The sequence below is a fragment of the Klebsiella sp. AqSCr genome, from assembly GCF_008452795.1.
GTDB lineage: Bacteria > Pseudomonadota > Gammaproteobacteria > Enterobacterales > Enterobacteriaceae > Klebsiella > Klebsiella pneumoniae.
The window spans coordinates 3,129,034-3,151,924 of sequence record NZ_MJDM01000005.1 but is presented as its reverse complement, the minus strand read 5'-3'; the positions used below and the strand labels follow the sequence as shown (position 1 = coordinate 3,151,924).

21 protein-coding genes are annotated in these 22,891 nt (G+C 57.1%); 20 read left to right on the top strand and 1 reads right to left on the bottom strand.

What is annotated here, in order from left to right; genetic code table 11:
• The first annotated feature begins 45 nt into the window (after window positions 1-45).
• The 10 genes from BHE81_RS19415 to BHE81_RS19370 all read left to right on the top strand — a co-directional run bounded on the left by BHE81_RS19415 (window position 46) and on the right by BHE81_RS19370 (window position 11,725).
• Entirely contained in the window at window positions 46-1,092 is a 1,047-nt protein-coding gene (locus BHE81_RS19415; RefSeq protein WP_004176871.1) for a PhoH family protein, read from the top strand.
• Window positions 1,089-1,562: an rRNA maturation RNase YbeY gene (ybeY, locus tag BHE81_RS19410; RefSeq protein ID WP_002894722.1), complete on the top strand. Its 474-nt coding sequence runs from the start codon at window positions 1,089-1,091 to the stop codon at window positions 1,560-1,562. Before BHE81_RS19415 ends, ybeY begins: the two co-directional genes overlap by 4 nt.
• Window positions 1,563-1,709: 147 nt before the next feature.
• The gene (corC, locus tag BHE81_RS19405; protein ID WP_004197606.1) at window positions 1,710-2,588 is read left to right on the top strand and encodes a CNNM family magnesium/cobalt transport protein CorC; all 879 of its coding nucleotides are present in this window, start codon (window positions 1,710-1,712) and stop codon (window positions 2,586-2,588) included.
• Window positions 2,589-2,713: 125 nt separating this feature from the next.
• Window positions 2,714-4,252 (top strand): apolipoprotein N-acyltransferase, encoded by a 1,539-nt coding sequence (gene lnt, locus BHE81_RS19400; protein ID WP_149888820.1) that lies wholly within the window; start codon window positions 2,714-2,716, stop codon window positions 4,250-4,252.
• A gap of 354 nt (window positions 4,253-4,606) precedes the next feature.
• Complete coding sequence (locus tag BHE81_RS19395) at window positions 4,607-5,518, top strand: amino acid ABC transporter substrate-binding protein (RefSeq protein ID WP_002894712.1); 912 nt, start codon at window positions 4,607-4,609, stop codon at window positions 5,516-5,518.
• A 164-nt stretch (window positions 5,519-5,682) separates the two neighbouring features.
• Window positions 5,683-6,423 carry an amino acid ABC transporter permease gene (locus BHE81_RS19390; protein WP_002894709.1) on the top strand — a complete coding sequence of 247 codons (741 nt, stop codon included), beginning with the start codon at window positions 5,683-5,685 and terminating at the stop codon, window positions 6,421-6,423.
• Window positions 6,423-7,097 (top strand): glutamate/aspartate ABC transporter permease GltK, encoded by a 675-nt coding sequence (gene gltK / locus BHE81_RS19385; protein ID WP_002894707.1) that lies wholly within the window; start codon window positions 6,423-6,425, stop codon window positions 7,095-7,097. Before BHE81_RS19390 ends, gltK begins: the two co-directional genes overlap by 1 nt.
• Entirely contained in the window at window positions 7,097-7,822 is a 726-nt protein-coding gene (locus BHE81_RS19380) for an amino acid ABC transporter ATP-binding protein (protein ID WP_002894706.1), read from the top strand. Before gltK ends, BHE81_RS19380 begins: the two co-directional genes overlap by 1 nt.
• 373 nt (window positions 7,823-8,195) lie before the next feature.
• Entirely contained in the window at window positions 8,196-9,866 is a 1,671-nt protein-coding gene (locus BHE81_RS19375; RefSeq protein ID WP_004176875.1) for a ShlB/FhaC/HecB family hemolysin secretion/activation protein, read from the top strand.
• 65 nt (window positions 9,867-9,931) lie between these two features.
• Entirely contained in the window at window positions 9,932-11,725 is a 1,794-nt protein-coding gene (locus BHE81_RS19370) for a filamentous hemagglutinin N-terminal domain-containing protein (protein ID WP_023302163.1), read from the top strand.
• 45 nt (window positions 11,726-11,770) lie between these two features.
• Here the strand turns inward: BHE81_RS19370 and BHE81_RS19365 are convergent, their stop codons facing one another.
• On the bottom strand, window positions 11,771-12,253 hold the full coding sequence (locus BHE81_RS19365; RefSeq protein WP_002894699.1) for a zinc ribbon-containing protein: 483 nt from the start codon (window positions 12,251-12,253) through the stop codon (window positions 11,771-11,773).
• A gap of 226 nt (window positions 12,254-12,479) precedes the next feature.
• Here BHE81_RS19365 and leuS point away from each other — a divergent pair, with 226 nt between their 5' ends.
• From leuS to rlpA, 10 genes are all read left to right on the top strand, one after another.
• Window positions 12,480-15,062, top strand: a complete 2,583-nt coding sequence (leuS, locus tag BHE81_RS19360; protein WP_004176877.1) for a leucine--tRNA ligase — start codon at window positions 12,480-12,482, stop codon at window positions 15,060-15,062.
• Window positions 15,063-15,076: 14 nt separating this feature from the next.
• A complete protein-coding gene (gene lptE / locus BHE81_RS19355) occupies window positions 15,077-15,667 on the top strand; it encodes an LPS assembly lipoprotein LptE (RefSeq protein ID WP_002894693.1) in 591 nt (196 codons plus the stop codon).
• Window positions 15,667-16,698, top strand: a complete 1,032-nt coding sequence (gene holA, locus BHE81_RS19350) for a DNA polymerase III subunit delta (protein WP_024622874.1) — start codon at window positions 15,667-15,669, stop codon at window positions 16,696-16,698. Before lptE ends, holA begins: the two co-directional genes overlap by 1 nt.
• Window positions 16,691-17,341 (top strand): nicotinate-nucleotide adenylyltransferase, encoded by a 651-nt coding sequence (gene nadD / locus BHE81_RS19345; protein ID WP_004176879.1) that lies wholly within the window; start codon window positions 16,691-16,693, stop codon window positions 17,339-17,341. Before holA ends, nadD begins: the two co-directional genes overlap by 8 nt.
• A 72-nt stretch (window positions 17,342-17,413) precedes the next feature.
• Window positions 17,414-18,043, top strand: a complete 630-nt coding sequence (locus BHE81_RS19340) for an adenosylcobalamin/alpha-ribazole phosphatase (protein ID WP_023302165.1) — start codon at window positions 17,414-17,416, stop codon at window positions 18,041-18,043.
• 222 nt (window positions 18,044-18,265) lie between these two features.
• Window positions 18,266-18,583, top strand: a complete 318-nt coding sequence (rsfS, locus tag BHE81_RS19335) for a ribosome silencing factor (protein ID WP_002894623.1) — start codon at window positions 18,266-18,268, stop codon at window positions 18,581-18,583.
• A 3-nt stretch (window positions 18,584-18,586) separates the two neighbouring features.
• On the top strand, window positions 18,587-19,054 hold the full coding sequence (gene rlmH / locus BHE81_RS19330) for a 23S rRNA (pseudouridine(1915)-N(3))-methyltransferase RlmH (protein WP_002894620.1): 468 nt from the start codon (window positions 18,587-18,589) through the stop codon (window positions 19,052-19,054).
• Between the two features lie 27 nt (window positions 19,055-19,081).
• Window positions 19,082-20,983 (top strand): peptidoglycan DD-transpeptidase MrdA, encoded by a 1,902-nt coding sequence (gene mrdA / locus BHE81_RS19325; RefSeq protein ID WP_002894617.1) that lies wholly within the window; start codon window positions 19,082-19,084, stop codon window positions 20,981-20,983.
• The gene (mrdB, locus tag BHE81_RS19320; protein ID WP_002894613.1) at window positions 20,983-22,095 is read left to right on the top strand and encodes a peptidoglycan glycosyltransferase MrdB; all 1,113 of its coding nucleotides are present in this window, start codon (window positions 20,983-20,985) and stop codon (window positions 22,093-22,095) included. The genes mrdA and mrdB overlap by 1 nt, the downstream gene beginning before the upstream one ends.
• An 11-nt stretch (window positions 22,096-22,106) precedes the next feature.
• Window positions 22,107-22,891, top strand: a 785-nt coding sequence (rlpA, locus tag BHE81_RS19315) for an endolytic peptidoglycan transglycosylase RlpA (RefSeq protein WP_228268723.1), incomplete at its 3' end; no start/stop codon positions are given.

The following is a 22,891-nucleotide window of genomic DNA, read 5'->3' as shown; positions in this document are numbered from 1 at the left end:
GCCGGCCACGCGCCGCGTCCGGCCACCTGCGTAAAGAGGAATAGTTTGAACATAGACACTCGTGAGATTACCCTGGAGCCAGCGGATAACGCACGCCTGTTAGCCCTGTGCGGCCCGTTTGACGACAACATTAAACAGCTGGAGCGTCGGTTAGGCATTGAGATCAACCGCCGTGACAATCACTTTAAGCTGACCGGTCGCGCCCTGTGCGTGCACGCTGCCGCCGATATTCTGCGCAGCCTGTATGTCGACACAGCGCCAATGCGCGGTCAGATTCAGGATATTGAACCAGAGCAGATCCACCTGGCGATCAAGGAAGCGCGCGTACTGGAGCAGAGCGCCGAAAGCGTGCCTGAGTACGGTAAAGCCGTCAATATCAAGACCAAGCGTGGGGTAATCAAACCGCGTACGCCGAACCAGGCGCAGTACATCGCCAATATCCTCGATCACGACATCACTTTCGGCGTGGGTCCGGCGGGTACGGGTAAAACCTATCTGGCGGTGGCGGCGGCGGTCGATGCGCTGGAGCGCCAGGAGATCCGCCGTATTCTGCTGACCCGTCCGGCCGTCGAGGCAGGCGAAAAGCTCGGCTTCCTGCCCGGCGATCTGAGCCAGAAGGTCGACCCGTATCTGCGCCCGCTGTATGACGCGCTGTTTGAGATGCTCGGCTTTGAGAAAGTGGAGAAGCTGATTGAGCGTAACGTCATCGAAGTGGCCCCGCTGGCCTATATGCGCGGACGGACGCTGAATGACGCCTTTATCATTCTTGATGAAAGCCAGAACACCACCATCGAACAGATGAAGATGTTCCTGACCCGCATCGGCTTTAACTCCAAGGCGGTGATCACCGGCGACATCACGCAGATTGACCTGCCACGCAGCACCAAATCCGGTCTGCGCCATGCCATCGAAGTACTGGCGGAAGTCGATGAGATCAGCTTTAACTTCTTCCATAGCGAAGACGTGGTGCGCCATCCGGTGGTCGCCCGCATCGTGAACGCCTATGAGGCATGGGAAGCCGCAGACCAGAAACGTAAAGCAGAGCTGGCCGCCGAGCGCAAACGCGAAGCCCAGGAACAGGAGCAAAAATGAGTCAGGTGATCCTCGATTTACAGCTGGCCTGCGAAGAGACCAGCGGCCTGCCGGACGAAGCCCTTTTTCAACGCTGGGTCGACGCCGTCATTCCGCCGTTTCAGGAGGAGTCAGAGTTAACGATTCGTCTGGTCGACGTTGCAGAAAGCCATGAGCTGAACCTGACCTATCGCGGCAAGGATAAGCCGACCAACGTCCTCTCCTTCCCGTTTGAAGCGCCGCCGGGAATTGAAATGCCGCTGCTCGGCGATCTGATCATCTGCCGTCAGGTGGTAGAGCAGGAAGCCAGCGAGCAAGGTAAGCCGCTGGAGGCGCACTGGGCGCATATGGTGGTGCACGGTAGCCTGCATCTGCTGGGCTACGATCATATCGAAGACGACGAAGCGGAAGAGATGGAAGGCCTTGAAACAGAGATAATGCTTGCTCTGGGCTATGAGGACCCGTACATTTCCGAGAAGATTGCGGAATAGCGCCCAGCCGGATGGCGGTGCTTGCGCCTCATCCGGCCGCTGTTTCTGCGTTTTACCTGCCAGAAAGTCAGGCAACCCATGCCGTCCGGCGCTGAGTTTACGCGCGACGAGCGACAGTTAAATCAACATGAGAACCCAAACGACGCCATGAGCGACGACAATTCACACAGTAGTGACACAGTAAACAGCAAAAAGGGATTTTTCTCCCTGTTACTCAGCCAGCTTTTTCACGGGGAACCGAAAAACCGCGATGAACTGCTGGCGCTGATCCGTGATTCCGGGCAAAACGACCTTATCGATGAAGATACGCGTGACATGCTCGAAGGGGTAATGGATATCGCCGACCAGCGGGTCCGCGACATTATGATCCCCCGTTCACAAATGATAACCCTGAAACGCAACCAGACGCTGGACGAGTGCCTGGATGTCATCATCGAATCCGCCCACTCGCGTTTCCCGGTCATCAGTGAAGATAAAGATCACATCGAAGGGATTCTGATGGCCAAGGATCTGCTGCCGTTTATGCGCAGCGACGCCGAAGCCTTCAGCATGGAAAAAGTGTTACGGCCGGCGGTTGTCGTCCCGGAAAGCAAGCGGGTCGACCGCATGCTGAAAGAGTTTCGCTCACAGCGCTATCATATGGCGATCGTTATTGACGAATTCGGCGGCGTCTCTGGCCTGGTGACCATCGAGGATATCCTTGAGCTCATCGTCGGGGAAATTGAAGACGAGTACGACGAAGAAGAAGATATCGATTTCCGCCAGCTGAGCCGCCACACCTGGACGGTGCGCGCCCTGGCCTCCATCGAAGACTTCAACGACGCCTTCGACACGCACTTTAGCGATGAAGAAGTGGATACCATTGGCGGGCTGGTGATGCAGGCCTTCGGCCATCTGCCGGCCCGCGGCGAATCTATCGACATTGATGGTTACCAATTCAAGGTAGCAATGGCAGATAGTCGTCGTATCATTCAGGTGCATGTAAAGCTGCCCGATGACGCTCCCCAGCCGAAGCTGGAAGAGTAAGCGGTAGCGCTGAAATGGCCAGCCGGGAGACCGCGAGTCATACACGGTTGTAGGTGCCCCGCGTCCGGCTGGCAAAAAGAATAGCCTGTAGCAGCAGGCGTTAATTAACGGGACGATTAACCTAAATGGTATTTGCCTCTCTTCTTGAACGCCAGCGCATACGTCTGTTGCTGGCGCTGTTGTTTGGAGCCAGCGGAACGCTGGCTTTTTCACCTTATGTCTTCTGGCCAGCGGCTATCGTTTCGCTGATCGGTCTGCAGGCGTTAACCCTCAACCGACGCCCGCTGCAAAGCGCCGGGATCGGCTATTTCTGGGGACTCGGGCTGTTCGGCACGGGTATCAACTGGGTCTATGTCAGCATCGCTCAGTTTGGCGGAATGCCCGGCCCGGTTAACGTCTTCCTCGTCGTTCTGCTGGCGGCCTATCTCTCGCTCTACACCGGCCTGTTTGCCGGCCTGCTCGCCCGTCTGTGGCCTAAAACTAACTGGATACGGATGGCTATCGCTGCCCCTGTCGTCTGGCAAATCACCGAGTTCCTGCGCGGCTGGGTGCTGACCGGCTTTCCGTGGCTACAGTTCGGCTACAGCCAGATTGACGGCCCGCTGAAAGGCCTCGCGCCGGTGATGGGCGTCGAGGCGATTAACTTCCTGCTGATGGTAGTCAGCGGCCTGCTGGCCCTGGCCCTCGTCCAGCGCAACTGGAAGCCGCTGGCGATTGCCGCGCTGCTGTTCGCCCTGCCGTTCCCGCTGCGCTATATCCAGTGGTATCAGCTGCTGCCGGCGCGCGCGACCCAGGTCTCGCTGGTGCAAGGCGATATCCCACAGGCCATGAAATGGGACGAAAAGCAGCTGGTCAATACCCTGAAAACCTACCTGGCGCTGACCCAGCCGCATATCGGCCACTCGCAGCTGATTATCTGGCCTGAATCGGCCATCCCGGATCTGGAGATCAACCAGCAGCAGTTCCTCAGCATGATGGACGATCTGCTGCGCGCAAAAGACAGCTCGCTGATCACCGGCATTGTCGATGCGCGTCTCAACAAGCAGAACCGTTACGATACCTACAACACCATCATTACTCTCGGCAAAGATAACCCGTACCGCTACGACTCGACCAACCGCTACAACAAGAACCATCTGGTGCCGTTCGGCGAGTTTGTACCGCTGGAGTCGATTCTACGCCCGCTGGCGCCGTTCTTTGCCCTGCCGATGTCCTCCTTCAGCCGCGGCCCCTACGTGCAGCCGCAGCTGATGGCGCATAACCTGAAGCTGACCGCGGCCATCTGCTACGAGATCATCCTCGGGGAACAGGTGCGGGATAACTTCCGGCCGGACACCGACTTCCTGCTGACCATCTCGAACGACGCCTGGTTCGGCAAGTCCATCGGCCCGTGGCAACACTTCCAGATGGCGCGAATGCGGGCCCTGGAGCTGGCCCGCCCGCTGCTGCGCAGCACCAACAACGGCATTACTGCGGTGATCGGCCCGCGCGGCGAGATCCAGAAGATGATCCCGCAGTTTACCCGCGAGGTGTTGACCACCACCGTGACCCCCACCAGCGGCTTAACCCCTTACGCCCGCACCGGCAACTGGCCGCTATGGGCGCTGACGGCGCTGTTTGGTTTCGCCGCGCTGCTGATGAGCCTGCGCCAGCGTCGCCGATAAGTTTCTCCGCCGGCGACGCCCGTCGCCGGCTTTTTCTTCCCATCATCTGCCACTCTGGCACAGTCATTGCTTTATTTAACCTGGTAGCGGCATCGTCCGACCCAGTGCAACCGGGTTGCACCAGAAACGATCGGTGGTCGCGCTATTTTGGTGCAATGGAAGATATTTGCCTCCGATTGGTGCGGAGCGCTTCGCAAAAATAAACAATAAAGCAGCAAAATCTTTACATTAAGCCAAACTAAATGCTAACAAACACATACAAATGCGGCACGTGGATGCGTGCCCCCAATAACAACACACACAATCACAATGGGTATCAATAGCGTCGCTGACGCTGCGGATAAGGAGTTGGATATGCAATTACGTAAACTGGCCACGGCAATGCTGGTAATGGGAATGACCGCTGGTCTGGCGCAGGCGGAAGATGCTGCCCCGGCGGCTGGCCAGAACACCCTGGATAAGATCGCCAAAAACGGGGTTATCGTTGTCGGCCATCGTGAATCTTCGGTCCCGTTCTCTTACTACGATAACCAGCAGAAGGTTGTGGGCTACTCTCAGGATTATTCCAACGCCATCGTCGATGCCATCAAGAAAAAACTGAACAAACCCGATCTGCAGGTCAAACTGATCCCGGTCACCTCGCAGAACCGTATCCCGTTGCTGCAGAATGGCACCTTTGATTTCGAGTGCGGCTCAACCACCAACAACCTTGAGCGCCAGAAACAGGCGGCCTTCTCCGATACCATCTTCGTGGTCGGTACCCGTCTGCTGGTGAAGAAAGGCGGTCCGATCAAAGATTTCCCGGACCTGAAGGATAAAGCGGTCGTCGTCACCTCCGGAACCACCTCAGAGATCCTGCTGCATAAGCTGAACGATGAGAAAAAAATGAATATGCGCATTATCAGCGCCAAAGATCATGGCGACTCTTTCCGCACCCTGGAGAGCGGACGCGCCGTGGCCTTTATGATGGATGATGCCCTGCTGGCTGGCGAACGCGCCAAGGCGAAGAAACCGGATAACTGGGAAATCGTCGGCACCCCGCAGTCGAAGGAAGCCTATGGCTGCATGCTGCGGAAGGACGATCCGACGTTCAAGGCGCTGGTTGATGAAACCGTCGCCCAGGCTCAGACCTCTGGCGAAGCGGAGAAGTGGTTTGACAAATGGTTCAAAAACCCTATTCCGCCAAAAAATCTTAACCTCAACTTCGAGCTGTCGGACGACATGAAAGCGCTGTTCAAATCACCTAACGACAAAGCACTGAACTAATTATAACAACCAGGGGCGGGATATCCTGCCCTCCCGATGATTGTCACAGCACGGACAGACTATACGGCGGCTGGTCGTTCCCCAGCCGCCGCGAATACCGAAACAAGCTGGACAACCGTCTTCGAGGGTAGCAATGGCTACCCTTTTTTTTCCAGGAGTCATGTATGTCAATAGACTGGAACTGGGGGATATTCCTGCAACAGGCCCCCTTCGGCAACACTACCTACCTGGGCTGGCTGTGGAGCGGTTTTCAAATCACCGTCGCCCTCTCCATCTCGGCCTGGATCATCGCTTTTCTCGTCGGCTCACTGTTCGGCATTTTACGCACGGTACCCAATCGCTTCCTCTCGGGCATTGGCACCTGCTATGTCGAACTGTTTCGCAACGTGCCGCTGATCGTGCAGTTCTTTACCTGGTACCTGGTGGTGCCGGAGTTCCTGCCGGAAAATATCGGCATGTGGTTTAAATCGGAGCTGGACCCAAACATTCAATTCTTTGTCTCCTCCATGCTGTGCCTGGGGCTGTTTACCGCCGCTCGCGTCTGCGAGCAGGTACGCGCCGCCATCCAGTCGCTGCCGCGCGGGCAGAAGAACGCCGGCCTGGCGATGGGCCTGACCCTGCCGCAAACCTACCGCTACGTGCTACTGCCGAACGCCTACCGCGTTATTGTGCCGCCGATGACCTCGGAGATGATGAACCTGGTAAAAAACTCGGCCATCGCCTCCACCATCGGTCTGGCCGATATGGCCGCGCAGGCGGGCAAACTGCTGGACTACTCCGCTCATGCCTGGGAGTCTTTTACCGCCATCACCCTGGCCTATGTTTTCATCAACGCGGTGATTATGCTGATTATGTATGTGGTCGAGCGTAAGGTTCGCCTGCCTGGCAATATGGGAGGCAAATAATGTACGATTTTGACTGGAGTTCGATCGTTCCCTCCATGCCCTATCTGCTGGCAGGGCTGGTGATCACCCTGAAGATTACGGTGATCGCCATCGTGGTCGGCATCGTCTGGGGCACCCTGCTGGCGGTTATGCGCCTGTCCAGCTTTCTGCCGCTGGCCTGGTTTGCTAAATCCTACGTCAACGTATTCCGCTCAATCCCACTGGTGATGGTCCTGCTGTGGTTCTACCTGATTGTCCCGGGCTTCCTGCAGAACGTGCTGGGACTGTCGCCGAAAACGGATATTCGCCTGATCTCGGCGATGGTGGCGTTTTCGATGTTCGAAGCCGCCTACTATTCAGAGATTATCCGCGCCGGCATTCAGAGCATCTCCCGCGGCCAGTCCAGCGCCGCGCTGGCGTTGGGGATGACCCACTGGCAGTCAATGCGGCTGGTGATCCTGCCGCAGGCCTTCCGCGCCATGGTGCCGCTGCTGCTAACCCAGGGGATCGTCCTGTTCCAGGATACCTCGCTGGTGTATGTATTGAGTCTCGCCGACTTCTTCCGTACCGCCTCCACTATTGGCGAGCGTGACGGAACCCAGGTCGAAATGATCCTGTTCGCGGGCGGCGTCTATTTTGTGATTAGCCTCAGCGCCTCGCTGTTGGTCAGCTGGTTGAAGAAAAGGACTGTGTAATGATTACCCTGAAAAACGTTTCAAAATGGTATGGTCACTTTCAGGTGCTGACCGATTGCTCCACGGAAGTGAAAAAAGGCGAAGTCGTGGTGGTCTGCGGGCCGTCAGGCTCCGGTAAATCCACGCTGATTAAGACTGTGAACGGCCTTGAGCCGGTACAGCAGGGGCAGATTATTGTCGATGGCACCGTGGTTAACGATAAAAAGACCAACCTGGCTAAACTGCGCTCGCACGTCGGCATGGTGTTTCAGCATTTTGAACTGTTCCCGCATCTGTCGATTATCGACAACCTGACGCTGGCGCAGGTCAAAGTGCTTAACCGCGATAAAGCCTCAGCGCGCAAGAAAGGCCTCAAGTTGCTGGAGCGCGTTGGCCTGGCGGCGCATGCGGAAAAATACCCGGCGCAGCTCTCCGGCGGCCAGCAGCAGCGCGTGGCCATTGCCCGAGCCCTGTGTATGGACCCGATCGCCATGCTGTTTGATGAGCCCACCTCAGCGCTTGACCCGGAGATGATTAACGAGGTGCTGGACGTTATGGTCGAACTGGCCAACGAGGGGATGACCATGATGGTCGTGACCCATGAGATGGGCTTTGCCCGCAAGGTGGCGAACCGGGTGATCTTTATGGATGAAGGGAAGATTGTCGAGGATGCCGATAAAGAGGCCTTCTTTGCCAATCCGCAATCCGAGCGTGCCAAAGATTTCCTCGCCAAAATACTTCATTAATGTTTTTTCTCTGCGCATACCGCCCGGTATGCGCAGTTAATCTTTTCCGCCATATTATTCGCCAATGTTATTTATGCGGCAGATTATCGCTACTATCATTTACGTACCCAATAAACCTCGCCGATAAAAGCTGAACTTATTTATTAAATCGATCAATTCATAAAGAATTCAATAATGAATTCGTGGACCGGCATTGCCACCGCCGCTAGCATATAACGCCTCGTAACAGGTTCGTCGCATGATTATTTTATTAATTGAATATAATATTCTTGCCTGACCTCGCCTGCGCCGAAATAAAGGCCATCGATATTCTCTGCCGCTCGCAGAATAATGGATGCGCCACCAAACCAATGAAACAAATGGATATTGCTTCATGTTAATTCGATCTCGCACGCTCACCGGGCTGCTGTTTATCACGCTGGCGGGCACCTCAGCCGCCGGGGCCGCGCCATTGGCCTCTTCTACTCACCAGACGGAGCAGGATAAAGCCCGCCAGGAGGCGCTGGCGCCGCAGCAACAGGATTTTCAGTCTTCACAACAGCGCGTGGCGCCGCAGGGGATCCCTTTTCCTGAGGAAACGCATTGCAAATTGATCAACCGGGTCGATATCGACTCCGATAACCAGGCGCTCACCCGGAAATTACTGGCGAAAACCGCACGGCAGGCGCAGGGACGCTGTCTGGGTAGCGAAGGCATTCGCCTGCTGGCCTATACCTTGCAAAATGAGCTGATCGCGCAAGGCTACATCACCTCGCTGATTGATGTGCCCTCCCAGTCGCTGGAGCACGGCATACTCAGGTTCACGCTGCACTATGGCAAAGTGGGCGCTATCGACTATGCCGACGGCTCGGACACCACCCGCCTGTGGAATTCCCTACCCACCTCTTCCGGTACTATCCTGCGCTTAAGCGACCTTGAGCAAGGGATGGCCAACCTGCAGCGTCTGCCCGGCGCCACCGCGCACATGAAACTGTTGCCGGGCCAACACGAGGGAGAAAGCGATATCCAGATCGCCCGCAGCCTGGCGAAAAAATGGCAGCTTGGCGCCTGGCTTGACGACGCCGGCAGCAAAGCCAGCGGACGCTACCAGGCCGGCGGGGCCCTCTATCTCTATGACCTGACCACCCTCAACGATATCCTGTACCTTTCCGGCGGGGGCGATATTGAATTCAATCAGCATAACGACGGCAACCACAACGGCAGCCTGTATTACTCCATTCCCTTTGGCTACTGGACACTAAGCGCCTACGGGGCATACAGCCAGTATCGTCAGCAGTTTAACGGCAACTGGTCGACGATGGATTATAAGAGTAAAAATCGCTACTACAGCGCCACGCTGAGTCGTCTGCTCTCCCACACCCGGCAGCAAAAAACCACCGCTGACCTGCGGATCGCCAAGAGCACCTCGCATTATTACTTCGGCGGCAGTGAGCTACTGGTGATGCGCAAGCAGAACCCCTCATGGGAATTCACCCTCAACCACCAGCACTACTTTAACAAAAAGATTGTTGATGCCAGCATCGGCATCCAGCGCAGCCTGCCGTGGCTCAGCTCGACAGCAACGCCGGAAGAGCAGGCCGGGCTGTATAGCCCGCTGTCGCGGATTGTGCATGGTAATCTGCAGGCAATGATGAAATTTGACGCCACCGGCGACAAATTTACCTGGGCTCCCCGCCTCAGCGCCCAGTTCAGCCCGGACAAACTCGCTTCCGATAATAAATTCAATATTGGTAGTCGCTGGAGCGTGCGCGGTTTTGACGGTGAAAACAGCCTGTCCGGCAATCAGGGATGGTACTGGCGCAACGATTTTATCTGGGATCTGGCCACCCACGAGCGGCAATTCTATTTGGGCGCGGATATAGGCCGTCTTATCGGCGCCGATCTATATCAAAAAGGCAAAGTGCTCTCCGGCGCCGTCAGCGGGCTGCGCGGTCAGCTATGGTCAACGCAGTACGATCTGTTTATTAGTACCCCGCTGAGTAAACCGGATAAGTTTCATAGCGACGCCCTGAATATGGGCTTTTCATTACAGTGGAGGTATTAATTCGCACATTATTGACTCGTCATATTTACATTATTTATTAATCATTATTTAAAGGAATAAAGAAAATGTTTAAGTTTAAGGCTTCTTATGTCGCACTGGCGGCAGTATTAACCTCGTCGGTAGTTTATGCCGACCCCACAAGCTATACGCACTCTTCCGGCGCCACGGTTATCGATATTGAAAAGCCGAACGCCGCCGGTGTCTCCCATAACCTGTACCGCGACTTCAACGTCGGCGCCAATGGCACCATCCTCAATAACAGCGGCGATGATGTCAGCCACAGCACATTTGGCAATATCGCCCGCAACAATAATCTGACCGACGGCAGCGCTTCGGTGATTTTGAACGAGGTGACCTCCAAAAACGCCAGTAGCCTGAAGGGCTTTATCGAAGTCAACGGTCAGAAAGCGGATGTGGTAATCGCCAACCCGAACGGCATCACCTGTTCCGGCTGTAGCTTTGTTAATACCAACAAGGCTATCCTGACCACCGGCAAGGTTAATATGACCGACGATGGCGCCATCGGCAGCTATACCGTAACGGGCGGCACCCTCACCATCGGCGAAAATGGCATGAACGCCGCCAACGGCTACGCGGTTCTGCTCGCCGACGCGATTAAGATTAACGGTAAAGTGCAGGCCAACAACGCCCTGGTCAGCGCGGGCAACTTCACCATGGATAACAGCTCTGGCTCGGTGACCTCCGCCGGTAAAAAGGCCACCCTGATCCAGATGACGGTTAACCCGCAGTACAGCATCGACGTCAGCAGCCTTGGCGGCATTGAGGCCAACAGCATCAGCATGGTCGGCAATAACATCGGCTTTGGCGTACGTAATAAGGGTTCTATTATCTCCAACGGCACGCTGATGCTCACCAGCAACGGTAATTTACTGAACAAAGGGTCAATAACGGGCAAAGGTTTGCTGAGCCAGGTTTCCACCGTCACGGGCATCACCAATGACGGTAGCATCGCCGGCGCCTATTATTTAATGCTCTCCAGTGGCGATTATATCGTTAACACCGGTTCTCTCTCCGGCGGCCAGCTGATTGCCACCGCTAACGGCAACATCACCAACGGCGACTCAGGCACGATGACCGGCACCAGTGGATTAAGTCTGACCAGCGGCGGGAAAATCCGCAACGAAGAAAAAGCCTCCCTGCTGTCAAATAACCAGATTGCCGCCACGGCAATCGGTGATTTCCTCAATGAAGGCAAAATCAGCGCCAAACACACCAGCCTGACGTTTGTCGGCGACAGCTTTAAAAACACTGGCAATATTAACTCTACTGGCCAAACCACCATTCAGTCGCTTACACAGGACGGCAGCGCCAATACGGGCGAAATCTATAACCTCGGCAATATCACCGGCGAAAATATCAATCTGCAGACCAATGGCACGCTGGCGCAAAGCAGCAGTGGTCGTATTGAGGCAACCAACGCCATTACCGCCCACAGCTACTGGCTGAACCAAAATGGTTATATGAATGCCGCCGATATCACCACCGATCACGGCGTAGTGAATAATTATGGCAATATTACTGCCAAAAATATTTCAATCACGACCTACTCAGATATCACCAACGAAGGGCAGATCAGCAGCACCGGCGACCTGACCTTAAATACCAAAAATAAAGGCGCGATCTACAATTATTCAACCCTCAGCGCGGGCGGCAACATGACGTTAACCGCCACCAAAGTGGTCAATGGTGGTAAAAGTTGCGGCATACTGGGCCTGGCGAAATGCGGCGTCGGGACGTTAACTGCTGACAAGCTGGTACTGAACTCATCGCAGAAATATGTTAGCGACATGGGTGGAAAACAGTATTTCAAGAGCACCGAAGTCAACACGGTGAAATAAGACAAACCACGATGCGCGAAGCCTCGCGCATCGTTTTTCGCACGCTTAGGGCTCGAAGGGCCGACGCTGGAACTGATCGTGGCCACATTTTGGACAGCGCGGCAGCACGTCCGGGGTGTATACCGCCAGGTGATAGTGGCACTTCTCGCAGACCAGGTTGCCCAGACCGACCACTTCGCCGCTGTGGTACACGCCGTGGTGATTCAGATCCTGAAAGACTTCCCGCCACTCGAGCTGGGTTTTGTCGGTGATATCAGCCAGCTCCTGCCACAGGCTCTCTTTGATCACCCGCATAAACACGCTGTCGCTCTCGTCTTCGTGACTCTCTTCGTAGCTGCGGGCAAACTCCTCGAGGTCGCGCTTGACCGCCGCAATCACCGACTCGATCTCGCTCTGCGTCAGATCGCCGGCGCGGACGATTTTTTCCCGCGCCTGCGTCACCAGCGCGTCGATATCGCGCTCTCCATGGCGGAGCCGTTCGCTGAGCGAGGAGACCAGTTCACGGTAATATTGAGCAACCTTGTTCATCATTTCGCCTCCGGTGGGGTTAACGTCTTCTGATAATAGACCTTATTCCTCTCCCGCTGTGTCTGACAAGCCACAGAGTCGCGAAATAATCTGCGCAGCTTTTGCCGATGTTGATGTGCGAAAAGCTGTTTTGACGTGGGCGTTTGGGCTATGCTATGCCGATCTGAAATAACACATCCATTGGCTACACTATGTAGCTGTATTGAAAACAGGACCACTGGCTGCCATGCAAGAGCAATACCGCCCGGAAGAGATAGAATCGAAAGTCCAGCTTCACTGGGACGAAAATCGTACATTTGAAGTAACTGAAGACGAGAGCAAAGAGAAGTATTACTGCCTGTCGATGCTTCCTTATCCTTCTGGTCGACTACACATGGGTCACGTGCGTAACTACACCATCGGCGACGTGATTGCCCGCTACCAGCGCATGCTGGGCAAAAACGTCCTGCAGCCGATCGGCTGGGATGCGTTCGGTCTGCCGGCAGAAGGGGCGGCGGTGAAAAACAACACCGCGCCAGCGCCGTGGACCTACGACAACATCGCCTACATGAAAAACCAGCTCAAAATGCTGGGCTTCGGCTATGACTGGAGCCGCGAGCTGGCGACCTGCACCCCGGAATACTACCGCTGGGAGCAGAAGTTCTTCACCGAGCTGTACAAAAAAGGCCTGGTGTACAAAAAAACCTCCGCAGTGAACTGGTGCCCGAATGACCAGACCGTGCTGGCCAACGAACAGGTTATCGACGGCTGCTGCTGGCGCTGCGATACCAAGGTCGAGCGTAAAGAGATCCCGCAGTGGTTTATTAAAATCACCGCCTACGCCGATGAACTGCTGAACGATCTGGATAAGCTGGACCACTGGCCGGACACCGTGAAGACCATGCAGCGCAACTGGATCGGCCGTTCGGAAGGGGTAGAAATTTCCTTTGACGTCAACGACTACGCCGATAAGCTGACCGTCTACACCACCCGTCCGGACACCTTTATGGGTTGTACCTACCTGGCCGTCGCGGCGGGTCACCCGCTGGCGCAGCAGGCTGCGGCGAACAATCCGGCGCTGGCCGCCTTTATCGACGAGTGCCGCAATACCAAAGTGGCCGAAGCCGACATGGCGACGATGGAGAAAAAAGGCGTCGATACCGGCTTTAAAGCCATTCATCCGCTGACCGGTGAAGAAATTCCAGTCTGGGCGGCAAACTTTGTGCTGATGGAATACGGCACCGGCGCGGTAATGGCCGTTCCGGGTCACGACCAGCGCGACTACGAGTTCGCCAGCAAGTACGGTCTGAACATTAAGCCGGTTATCCTCGCTGCCGACGGCTCCGAGCCGGATCTCTCCGAGCAGGCGCTGACCGAGAAAGGCGTCCTGTTTAACTCCGGCGAGTTCAGCGGTCTTGATTATGAAGCGGGCTTCAACGCCATTGCCGACAAACTGGCTGCCATGGGCGTGGGCGAGCGTAAAGTTAACTACCGTCTGCGCGACTGGGGCGTATCCCGTCAGCGCTACTGGGGCGCGCCGATCCCGATGGTGACCCTGGAAGATGGCACCGTGCTGCCGACTCCGGAAGATCAGCTGCCGGTGATCCTGCCGGAAGACGTGGTCATGGACGGCATCACCAGCCCGATCAAAGCCGATCCTGAATGGGCCAAGACCACCGTCAACGGCCAGCCGGCGCTGCGCGAAACCGACACCTTTGACACCTTTATGGAATCCTCCTGGTACTATGCGCGCTACACCTGCCCGCAGTATCAGGAAGGAATGCTGGATTCGAAAGCGGCCAACTACTGGCTGCCGGTAGATATCTACATCGGCGGTATCGAACACGCCATCATGCACCTGCTCTACTTCCGCTTCTTCCATAAGCTGATGCGCGACGCGGGCATGGTGAACTCCGATGAGCCGGCGAAACAGCTGCTGTGCCAGGGCATGGTGCTGGCTGACGCGTTCTACTATGTGGGCGAAAACGGCGAACGTAACTGGGTTTCCCCGGTTGACGCCATCGTTGAGCGCGACGAAAAAGGCCGCATCGTGAAGGCCAAAGACGCGGCGGGCCACGAGCTGGTGTACACCGGCATGAGCAAGATGTCCAAGTCGAAAAACAACGGCATCGACCCGCAGGTGATGGTTGAGCGCTACGGCGCGGATACCGTGCGTCTGTTCATGATGTTTGCGTCCCCGGCGGATATGACCCTCGAGTGGCAGGAATCTGGCGTTGAAGGGGCGAACCGCTTCCTGAAACGCGTCTGGAAACTGGTCTACGAGCACACCACCAAAGGAGAGGTTGCGGCACTGAACGTGGCGGCTCTGAGCGAAGATCAGAAAGCGCTGCGTCGCGATATCCACAAAACCATCGCCAAAGTGACCGATGACATCGGCCGTCGTCAGACCTTCAACACCGCCATCGCGGCAATCATGGAGCTGATGAACAAGCTGGCGAAAGCGCCGCAGGAAGATGAGCAAGATCGTGCGCTGATGCAGGAAGCTCTGCTGGCGGTGGTGCGTATGCTCAACCCGTTCACTCCGCACGCCAGCTTCACCCTGTGGCGTGAGCTGAACGGCGAAGGCGATATCGACAACGCGCCGTGGCCGGTAGCGGATGAGAGCGCGATGGTGGAAGACAGCACCCTCGTCGTCGTCCAGGTCAATGGCAAAGTTCGTGGTAAAATTACCGTTGCGGTAGATGCAACTGAAGAGCAGGTTCGCGAGCGCGCCGGCCAGGAACATCTGGTGGCGAAATATCTCGACGGTAAAACCGTGCGTAAAGTGATTTACGTTCCGGGTAAACTGCTCAATCTGGTCGTTGGCTAAGCGCGGGAGGAAGCGTGCGATATCTGGTAACAATGTTGTTATCTCTGGCGGTGCTCGTCACCGCCGGCTGTGGCTGGCATTTGCGTAGCACTACCAAGGTGCCCGCCACCATGAAAACCATGATTTTCCAGTCGAGCGATCCGAACGGCCCGTTAAGCCGCGCGGTACGTAATCAGCTGCGTCTTAACGGCGTGGAACTGATCGACGCCAGCACGCTGCGTAAAGATGTCCCTTCTCTGCGCCTCGATGGCTCGTCGATTCAGAAAGATACCGCATCGGTGTTCCAGGATGGTCGTACGGCGGAGTATCAGATGGTCATGACCGTTCATGCCAGCGTCCTGATCCCGGGTCACGATATCTATCCGATTACCACCAAGGTCTATCGGTCGTTCTTTGATAACCCGCAGGCGGCATTAGCGAAAGACGCCGAGCAGGATATGATTATCCAGGAAATGTACGACAAAGCGGCGGAACAGCTGATTCGTAAGCTGCCAAGCGTTCAGGTAGCGGATGTTGAAGCAACCCAGCAGGAAGAGAAACCGGTCGCCAGCAGCGCGGCGCCGGCTTCCTCGGGTAACCGCGTCTCCACCACGCTGGGTCAATGATGATTCGGTTGTACCCGGAACAGCTCCGCGCGCAGCTCACTGAAGGGCTGCGCGCGGCCTATCTGCTGCTTGGCAACGATCCCCTGCTGTTGCAGGAAAGCCAGGACGCCATTCGCGAAGCTGCTGCCGCGCAGGGCTTTACCGAGCACCATACTTTTTCAATCGACAACAGCACCGACTGGCAGGCGATTTTCGCCTTAAGCCAGGCGATGAGCCTGTTTGCCAGCCGGCAAACCCTGCTGTTGATCCTACCGGAAAACGGCCCCAACGCGGCGATCAATGAACAGCTCGCCACGCTGGTTGGCCTGCTGCACGACGACCTGCTGCTGATAGTTCGCGGAAATAAGCTGACCAAAGCCCAGGAGAATGCCGCATGGCTCACCGCCCTGGCTCAGCGCGCCGTCCAGGTCAGTTGCCAGACGCCGGAATACGCGCAGCTGCCGCGCTGGCTGGCCGCCCGGGCCAAACAGCATCAGCTGCAGCTCGACGACGCGGCCAGTCAGCTGCTGTGCTACTGTTACGAAGGCAATCTGCTGGCGCTGGCGCAGGCGCTGGAGCGTCTGGCGCTGCTCTGGCCGGACGGTAAGCTAACCCTGCCCCGCGTTGAGCAAGCGGTAAACGATGCCGCGCACTTTACGCCTTACCATTGGGTCGATGCCCTACTGGCAGGCAAAAGTAAGCGCGTGCTGCACGTCCTGCAGCAGTTACGCCTTGAAGGCTGCGAGCCGGCGATCCTGCTGCGTACTCTGCAGCGGGAGCTGCTGCTGCTGGTTAACCTCAAGCGCCAGGCGACGCACACGCCGCTGCGCTCGCTGTTTGATAAACATCGGGTCTGGCAAAACCGCCGTCAGCTGCTCAGCGACGCTCTCACGCGCCTGAGCGGGGAACAGCTGCGCCAGGCGGTGACCCTTCTGACCCGCGCGGAGCTCACCTTTAAACAGGATTACGGGCACGACGTCTGGCCCGAACTGGAAAGTCTTTCGTTGTTGCTCTGCCACAAAGCCCTGGCGGACGTTTTTATTGATGGTTGATATGACTCAGTTACAGGCAATCTATGGCGGCACCTTCGATCCGGTGCATTACGGTCACCTCAAGCCGGTTGAGATCCTGGCGAATCAGATTGGCCTGAGCAAGGTCATCATCATGCCTAACAACGTCCCGCCGCACCGGCCGCAGCCGGAAGCCACCAGCGCCCAGCGCGTGCACATGCTGAAGCTGGCGATTGCCGATAAACCGCTGTTCACGCTCGATGAACGCGAACTACGGCGCGATACCCCCTCCTGGACGGCGCAAACGCTGCAGGAGTGGCGCCAGGAGCAGGGGCCGCGCAAACCGCTGGCGTTTATCATTGGCCAGGATTCGCTACTGACCTTTCCCACCTGGCACAACTATGAAACCATTCTCGACAATGTCCACCTGATTGTTTGCCGCCGCCCGGGTTACCCGCTGACCATGGCGCAGGAAGCGGATCAGCGCTGGCTGGATCGCCATTTAACCCACGACGTGGAGTCTCTGCATAACCGCCCTTCCGGCGTGATCTACCTGGCTGAGACGCCGTGGTTCGATATTTCCGCGACGATCATCCGCCAGCGCCTTGAGCGCGGCGAGTCCTGCGCCGAGATGCTGCCTGCCGCCGTGCTGGATTACATCCGCGAGCAGGGACTCTATTGCTGACCCCAGGCTGGGCCTGGCGCGAAAAAAGCGCTATCGTAACGCCATCTTTTCATCGCCTGTCAGAGCCTGTTCATGAAATTGTGGTTAGTTCGCCATGGCGAAACCGAAGCCAACGTTGCCGGGTTATACAGCGGCCATGCCCCAACGCCCCTGACGCCGCGCGGCGTCGCTCAGGCGCGCGCGCTCGGCGAACGGCTGCACCTGGCGCCTTTCGATAAAGTATTCTGTAGCGAGCTGGCGCGGACCGGGACAACGGCCGATCTGCTGCTTGGCGACCGCGCTATCCCGCGTGAGCGCCATCCCGCGCTCAATGAGATGTTTTTCGGCGACTGGGAGATGCGTCATCATCGCGACCTCCAGCGAGAAGATGCGGAAAACTATGCCGCCTGGTGTGCCGACTGGCAGCATGCGGCCCCCACCAACGGCGAAAGCTTTCAGAATTTTGCCCGCCGCGTCAGCGAGTTTATCCCAACGCTGACCGACTGCCGCCAACTTGACCATCTGCTGATCGTCGGCCATCAGGGCGTCCTGAGCCTGCTGACCGCCCTGCTGTTGCAGATGCCTGCGGCGGCGATGTGGCACTTTCCCATTGCCCATGGCGCCTGGAGCCTCCTCGAAATCCGCGACGATTTCACCACCCTGCGGGTATTAAATAGCCAGGCCGTCTGGCAGCCGCAAGAAGAATTCCCGCCAGACCATTGACAGGCCAGAGCAGGCTGTTATTCTCCGCTGCCAGGCAGCATCCGCCAAAGCGGGTTTGCAGAAATTGTTTTACAAAAATGGCGATGCAATCCGCGGCGAGGGATGGGATGATAGCCCGCCACGAACGCCTGCCGACAGACATTTCACCCGACTTTTTCATCAGTTCAGGTATACTGTCAGGCTCTTTATGATTATCAATCTTCACGCACCCAGGGGGAACACTTGCAGGGTAAAGCACTCCAGGATTTTGTTATCGACAAAATTGATGACCTGAAAGGTCAGGACATCGTTGCCATTGATGTACATGGCAAATCCAGCATCACCGATTGCATGATTATCTGCACCGGCACCTCAACGCGTCATGTGATGTCTATCGCCGACCACGTGGTTCAGGAGTCCCGCGCCGCCGGCATGCTGCCGCTGGGCGTTGAAGGGGAAGCCGCCGCCGACTGGATCGTCGTCGACCTCGGCGACGTGATGGTCCACGTCATGCAGGAAGAGAGCCGTCGTCTGTACGAGCTGGAAAAACTCTGGAGTTAATGCGTGAAGTTGCAGCTGGTGGCCGTTGGCACCAAAATGCCGGACTGGGTACAGACCGGCTTTAGCGAGTATCTGCGCCGTTTTCCCAAAGATATGCCGTTCGAGCTGGTGGAGATCCCTGCCGGTAAGCGCGGTAAGAACGCTGATATCAAACGCATCCTCGAAAAAGAGGGCGAGATGATGTTAGCCGCTGCCGGTAAGAACCGCATCGTGACCCTGGATATTCCGGGTAAACCATGGGATACACCGCAGCTGGCGCGCGAACTGGAACGCTGGAAACAGGACGGGCGCGACGTCAGTTTACTGGTAGGCGGCCCGGAAGGTCTCTCTCCCGCCTGTAAAGCAGCGGCGGAACAGAGTTGGTCGCTCTCCACCCTCACCTTACCTCACCCGCTGGTGCGCGTACTGGTGGCCGAGAGTCTGTACCGGGCGTGGAGCATCACCACCAACCACCCGTACCACCGTGAGTAATGATGATCAGGGTAGACTAAGCAGCGAATGAAATTACAGAATTCTTTCCGCGACTATACGGCTGAATCCTCGCTGTTCGTGCGCCGGGCGCTGGTCGCTTTTTTGGGGATTTTGCTGCTTACCGGCGTTCTGATCGCCAACCTGTACAATGTGCAAATCGTTCGCTTCGACGACTATCAGACGCGCTCGAACGAAAACCGCATCAAGCTGGTGCCGATCCCGCCGAGCCGCGGCATTATTTACGATCGCAACGGCACCCCGCTGGCGCTTAACCGCACCATTTACCAGCTGGAGATGATGCCGGAGAAAGTCGATAACGTACAGCAGACGCTGGATGCGCTACGCGACGTCGTCGATTTAACTGACGATGACATCGCCGGTTTCAAAAAGGAGCGCGCCCGCTCCCATCGTTTTACCTCGATTCCGGTAAAGGTCAACCTCAGCGAAGTGCAGGTGGCCCGCTTTGCCGTCAACCAGTACCGCTTTCCCGGCGTGGAAGTCAAAGGCTACAAGCGTCGTTATTACCCCTATAATTCGGCGCTGACTCACGTCATTGGCTATGTCTCAAAAATTAACGATAAAGACGTCGACCGCCTGGATAAAGAGGGCAAGCTGGCCAACTACGCCTCGACGCACGACATTGGTAAGCTGGGTATAGAGCGTTATTACGAGGACGTTCTGCACGGTCAGACCGGCTACGAAGAGGTTGAAGTGAACAACCGCGGCCGCGTCATTCGTCAGCTGAAAGAGGTGCCTCCGCAGGCCGGACGCGACATCTACCTCACCCTCGACCTCAAGCTGCAGCAGTATATTGAAACGCTGCTGGCCGGCAGCCGCGCCGCCGTGGTGGTGACCGACCCGCGTACCGGCGCTATTCTGGCGCTGGTTTCAACCCCGAGCTATGACCCGAACCTGTTCGTCGACGGCATCTCCAGCAAAGATTACTCCGCGCTGCTCAACGACCCGAACACACCGCTGGTCAACCGAGCGACGCAGGGGGTCTATCCGCCGGCGTCGACGGTCAAACCGTACGTCGCCGTCTCGGCGCTGAGCGCCGGGGTGATCACTCGCAACACCAGCCTCTTCGACCCCGGCTGGTGGCAGTTGCCCGGCTCAGAGAAACGCTATCGTGACTGGAAAAAGTGGGGCCACGGCCATCTGAACGTCACCAAAGCGCTCGAGGAGTCTGCAGATACCTATTTCTACCAGGTCGCCTATGACATGGGCATCGACCGTCTCTCAGAGTGGATGAGCAAGTTTGGCTACGGCCACTACACCGGTATCGACCTCTCCGAGGAGCGCTCTGGCAACATGCCGACCCGCGAATGGAAGCTCAAGCGCTTTAAGAAACCCTGGTACCAGGGGGACACCATTCCGGTGGGCATCGGCCAGGGTTACTGGACCGCCACGCCGATCCAGATGAACAAAGCGCTGATGATCCTGATTAACGACGGCGTGGTGAAGGTGCCTCATCTGCTGCAGAGCACCGTGGAAGACGGCAAGCCCGTACCCTGGGTCCAGCCCCATGAGCCGCCGGTAGGCGATATCCATTCCGGCTATTGGGAAATCGCCAAAGACGGCATGTACGGCGTGGCCAACCGCGGCAACGGCACCGCGCACAAATACTTCGCCAGCGCGCCGTATAAAATCGCGGCCAAGTCAGGTACCGCTCAGGTGTTCGGCCTGAAGGCCAACGAAACCTATAACGCGCACCGGATCTCCGAGCGCTTGCGCGACCATAAACTGATGACGGCGTTTGCGCCTTATAACAACCCGCAGGTTGCCGTGGCGATGATTCTGGAAAACGGCGGCGCCGGCCCGGCGGTCGGTACCATTATGCGCCAGATCCTCGATCACATCATGCTGGGCGATAACAACACTACGCTGCCAAGCGAAAACCCGGCGGTAACCGCAGGGGAGGATCAATAATGACGGATAATCCGAACAAAAAATCGCTATGGGATAAAATCCATCTTGACCCCACCATGCTGCTTATCCTGCTGGCGCTGCTGACCTACAGCGCGCTGGTTATCTGGAGCGCCAGCGGTCAGGACGTCGGCATGATGGAGCGTAAAATCGGCCAGATCGCCATGGGCGTGGTGATCATGATCGTCATGGCGCAGATCCCGCCGCGGGTCTATGAAGGCTGGGCGCCCTACCTCTATATTTTCTGTATCATCCTGCTGGTAGCCGTTGACGCCTTCGGCGCCATCTCCAAAGGGGCGCAGCGCTGGCTGGATCTCGGTATTGTGCGCTTTCAGCCGTCGGAGATCGCCAAAATAGCCGTGCCGCTGATGGTGGCGCGGTTTATTAACCGCGATGTCTGTCCACCGTCGCTGAAGAACACCGGCATTGCCCTGGTGCTAATCTTCCTGCCAACGCTGCTGGTGGCGGCGCAGCCTGACCTCGGGACCTCGATCCTGATCGCCCTATCCGGACTGTTTGTGCTGTTCCTCTCCGGCCTCAGCTGGCGCCTGATTGGTATCGCCGTGGTGCTGGTCGCCGCCTTTATTCCGATCCTGTGGTTCTTCCTGATGCACGACTATCAGCGTCAGCGCGTGATGATGCTCCTCGATCCGGAAACCGACCCGCTGGGCGCCGGCTATCACATTATTCAGTCTAAAATTGCCATTGGCTCCGGCGGTCTGCGCGGCAAAGGCTGGCTGCATGGCACCCAGTCGCAGCTGGAGTTTCTGCCGGAACGCCACACCGACTTTATCTTCGCCGTCCTCGCCGAAGAGCTGGGCCTGATTGGCGTACTGATCCTGCTAGCGCTTTATATTCTGCTGATTATGCGCGGACTGTGGATCGCCGCCCAGGCGCAAACCACCTTTGGCCGGGTCATGGCCGGTGGTTTAATGTTGATTTTATTCGTTTATGTCTTCGTAAATATTGGTATGGTGAGTGGTATTTTACCGGTGGTGGGCGTACCGTTGCCGCTGGTGAGCTACGGGGGCTCCGCCCTGATCGTACTGATGGCCGGGTTTGGTATCGTAATGTCGATCCATACCCACAGAAAAATGTTGTCGAAAAGCGTTTAAAGGGGTTAGCAATGCGTAAGCAATGGCTGGGGATCTGCATAGCAGCGGGGCTGCTGGCGGCATGTTCGAGTGATGACGTGCAACAAAAAACGGTCAGTACTCCACAGCCGGCCGTCTGTAATGGCCCGACGGTTGAGATCAGCGGCGCCGATCCGCAGTATGAAACGCCGAACGCCACGGCGAATCAGGATTACGAGCGCGACGGTAAAAGCTACAAAATCGTTCAGGATCCGGCCAACTTTACTCAGGCCGGTTTCGCGGCGATCTATGACGCTGAACCCAACAGCAACCTGACCGCCAGCGGCGAAGCCTTCGATCCGACTCAGTTGACCGCAGCGCACCCGACGCTGCCGATCCCGAGCTACGCGCGGATCACTAACCTTGCCAACGGACGGATGATCGTCGTGCGGATTAACGATCGCGGTCCCTATGGCAACGATCGGGTCATCTCGCTTTCCCGCGCATCCGCTGACCGCCTGAACACCTCCAACAACACCAAAGTGCGCATCGACCCCATCATCGTCGCGCCTGACGGTTCGCTTTCCGGCCCGGGGATGGCCTGTACCACCGTCGCCAAACAGACTTACGCCCTGCCCGCCCGTCCGAATCTGGACGGTGGGGGCGCCGCTGGCATGAGCCAACCCGCACCCACTGACGTTCGCCCGATCAGCAACAGCACGCTGACGCCGGCAGACAGCGTGGGCGCGCCGGTGAACAGCGGCGGTTTCCTCGGCGCGCCGACGCCCCTGAACAACGGCGTGCTGGAGAGTAGCGAACCAGCGGCAGCCGCCCCGAC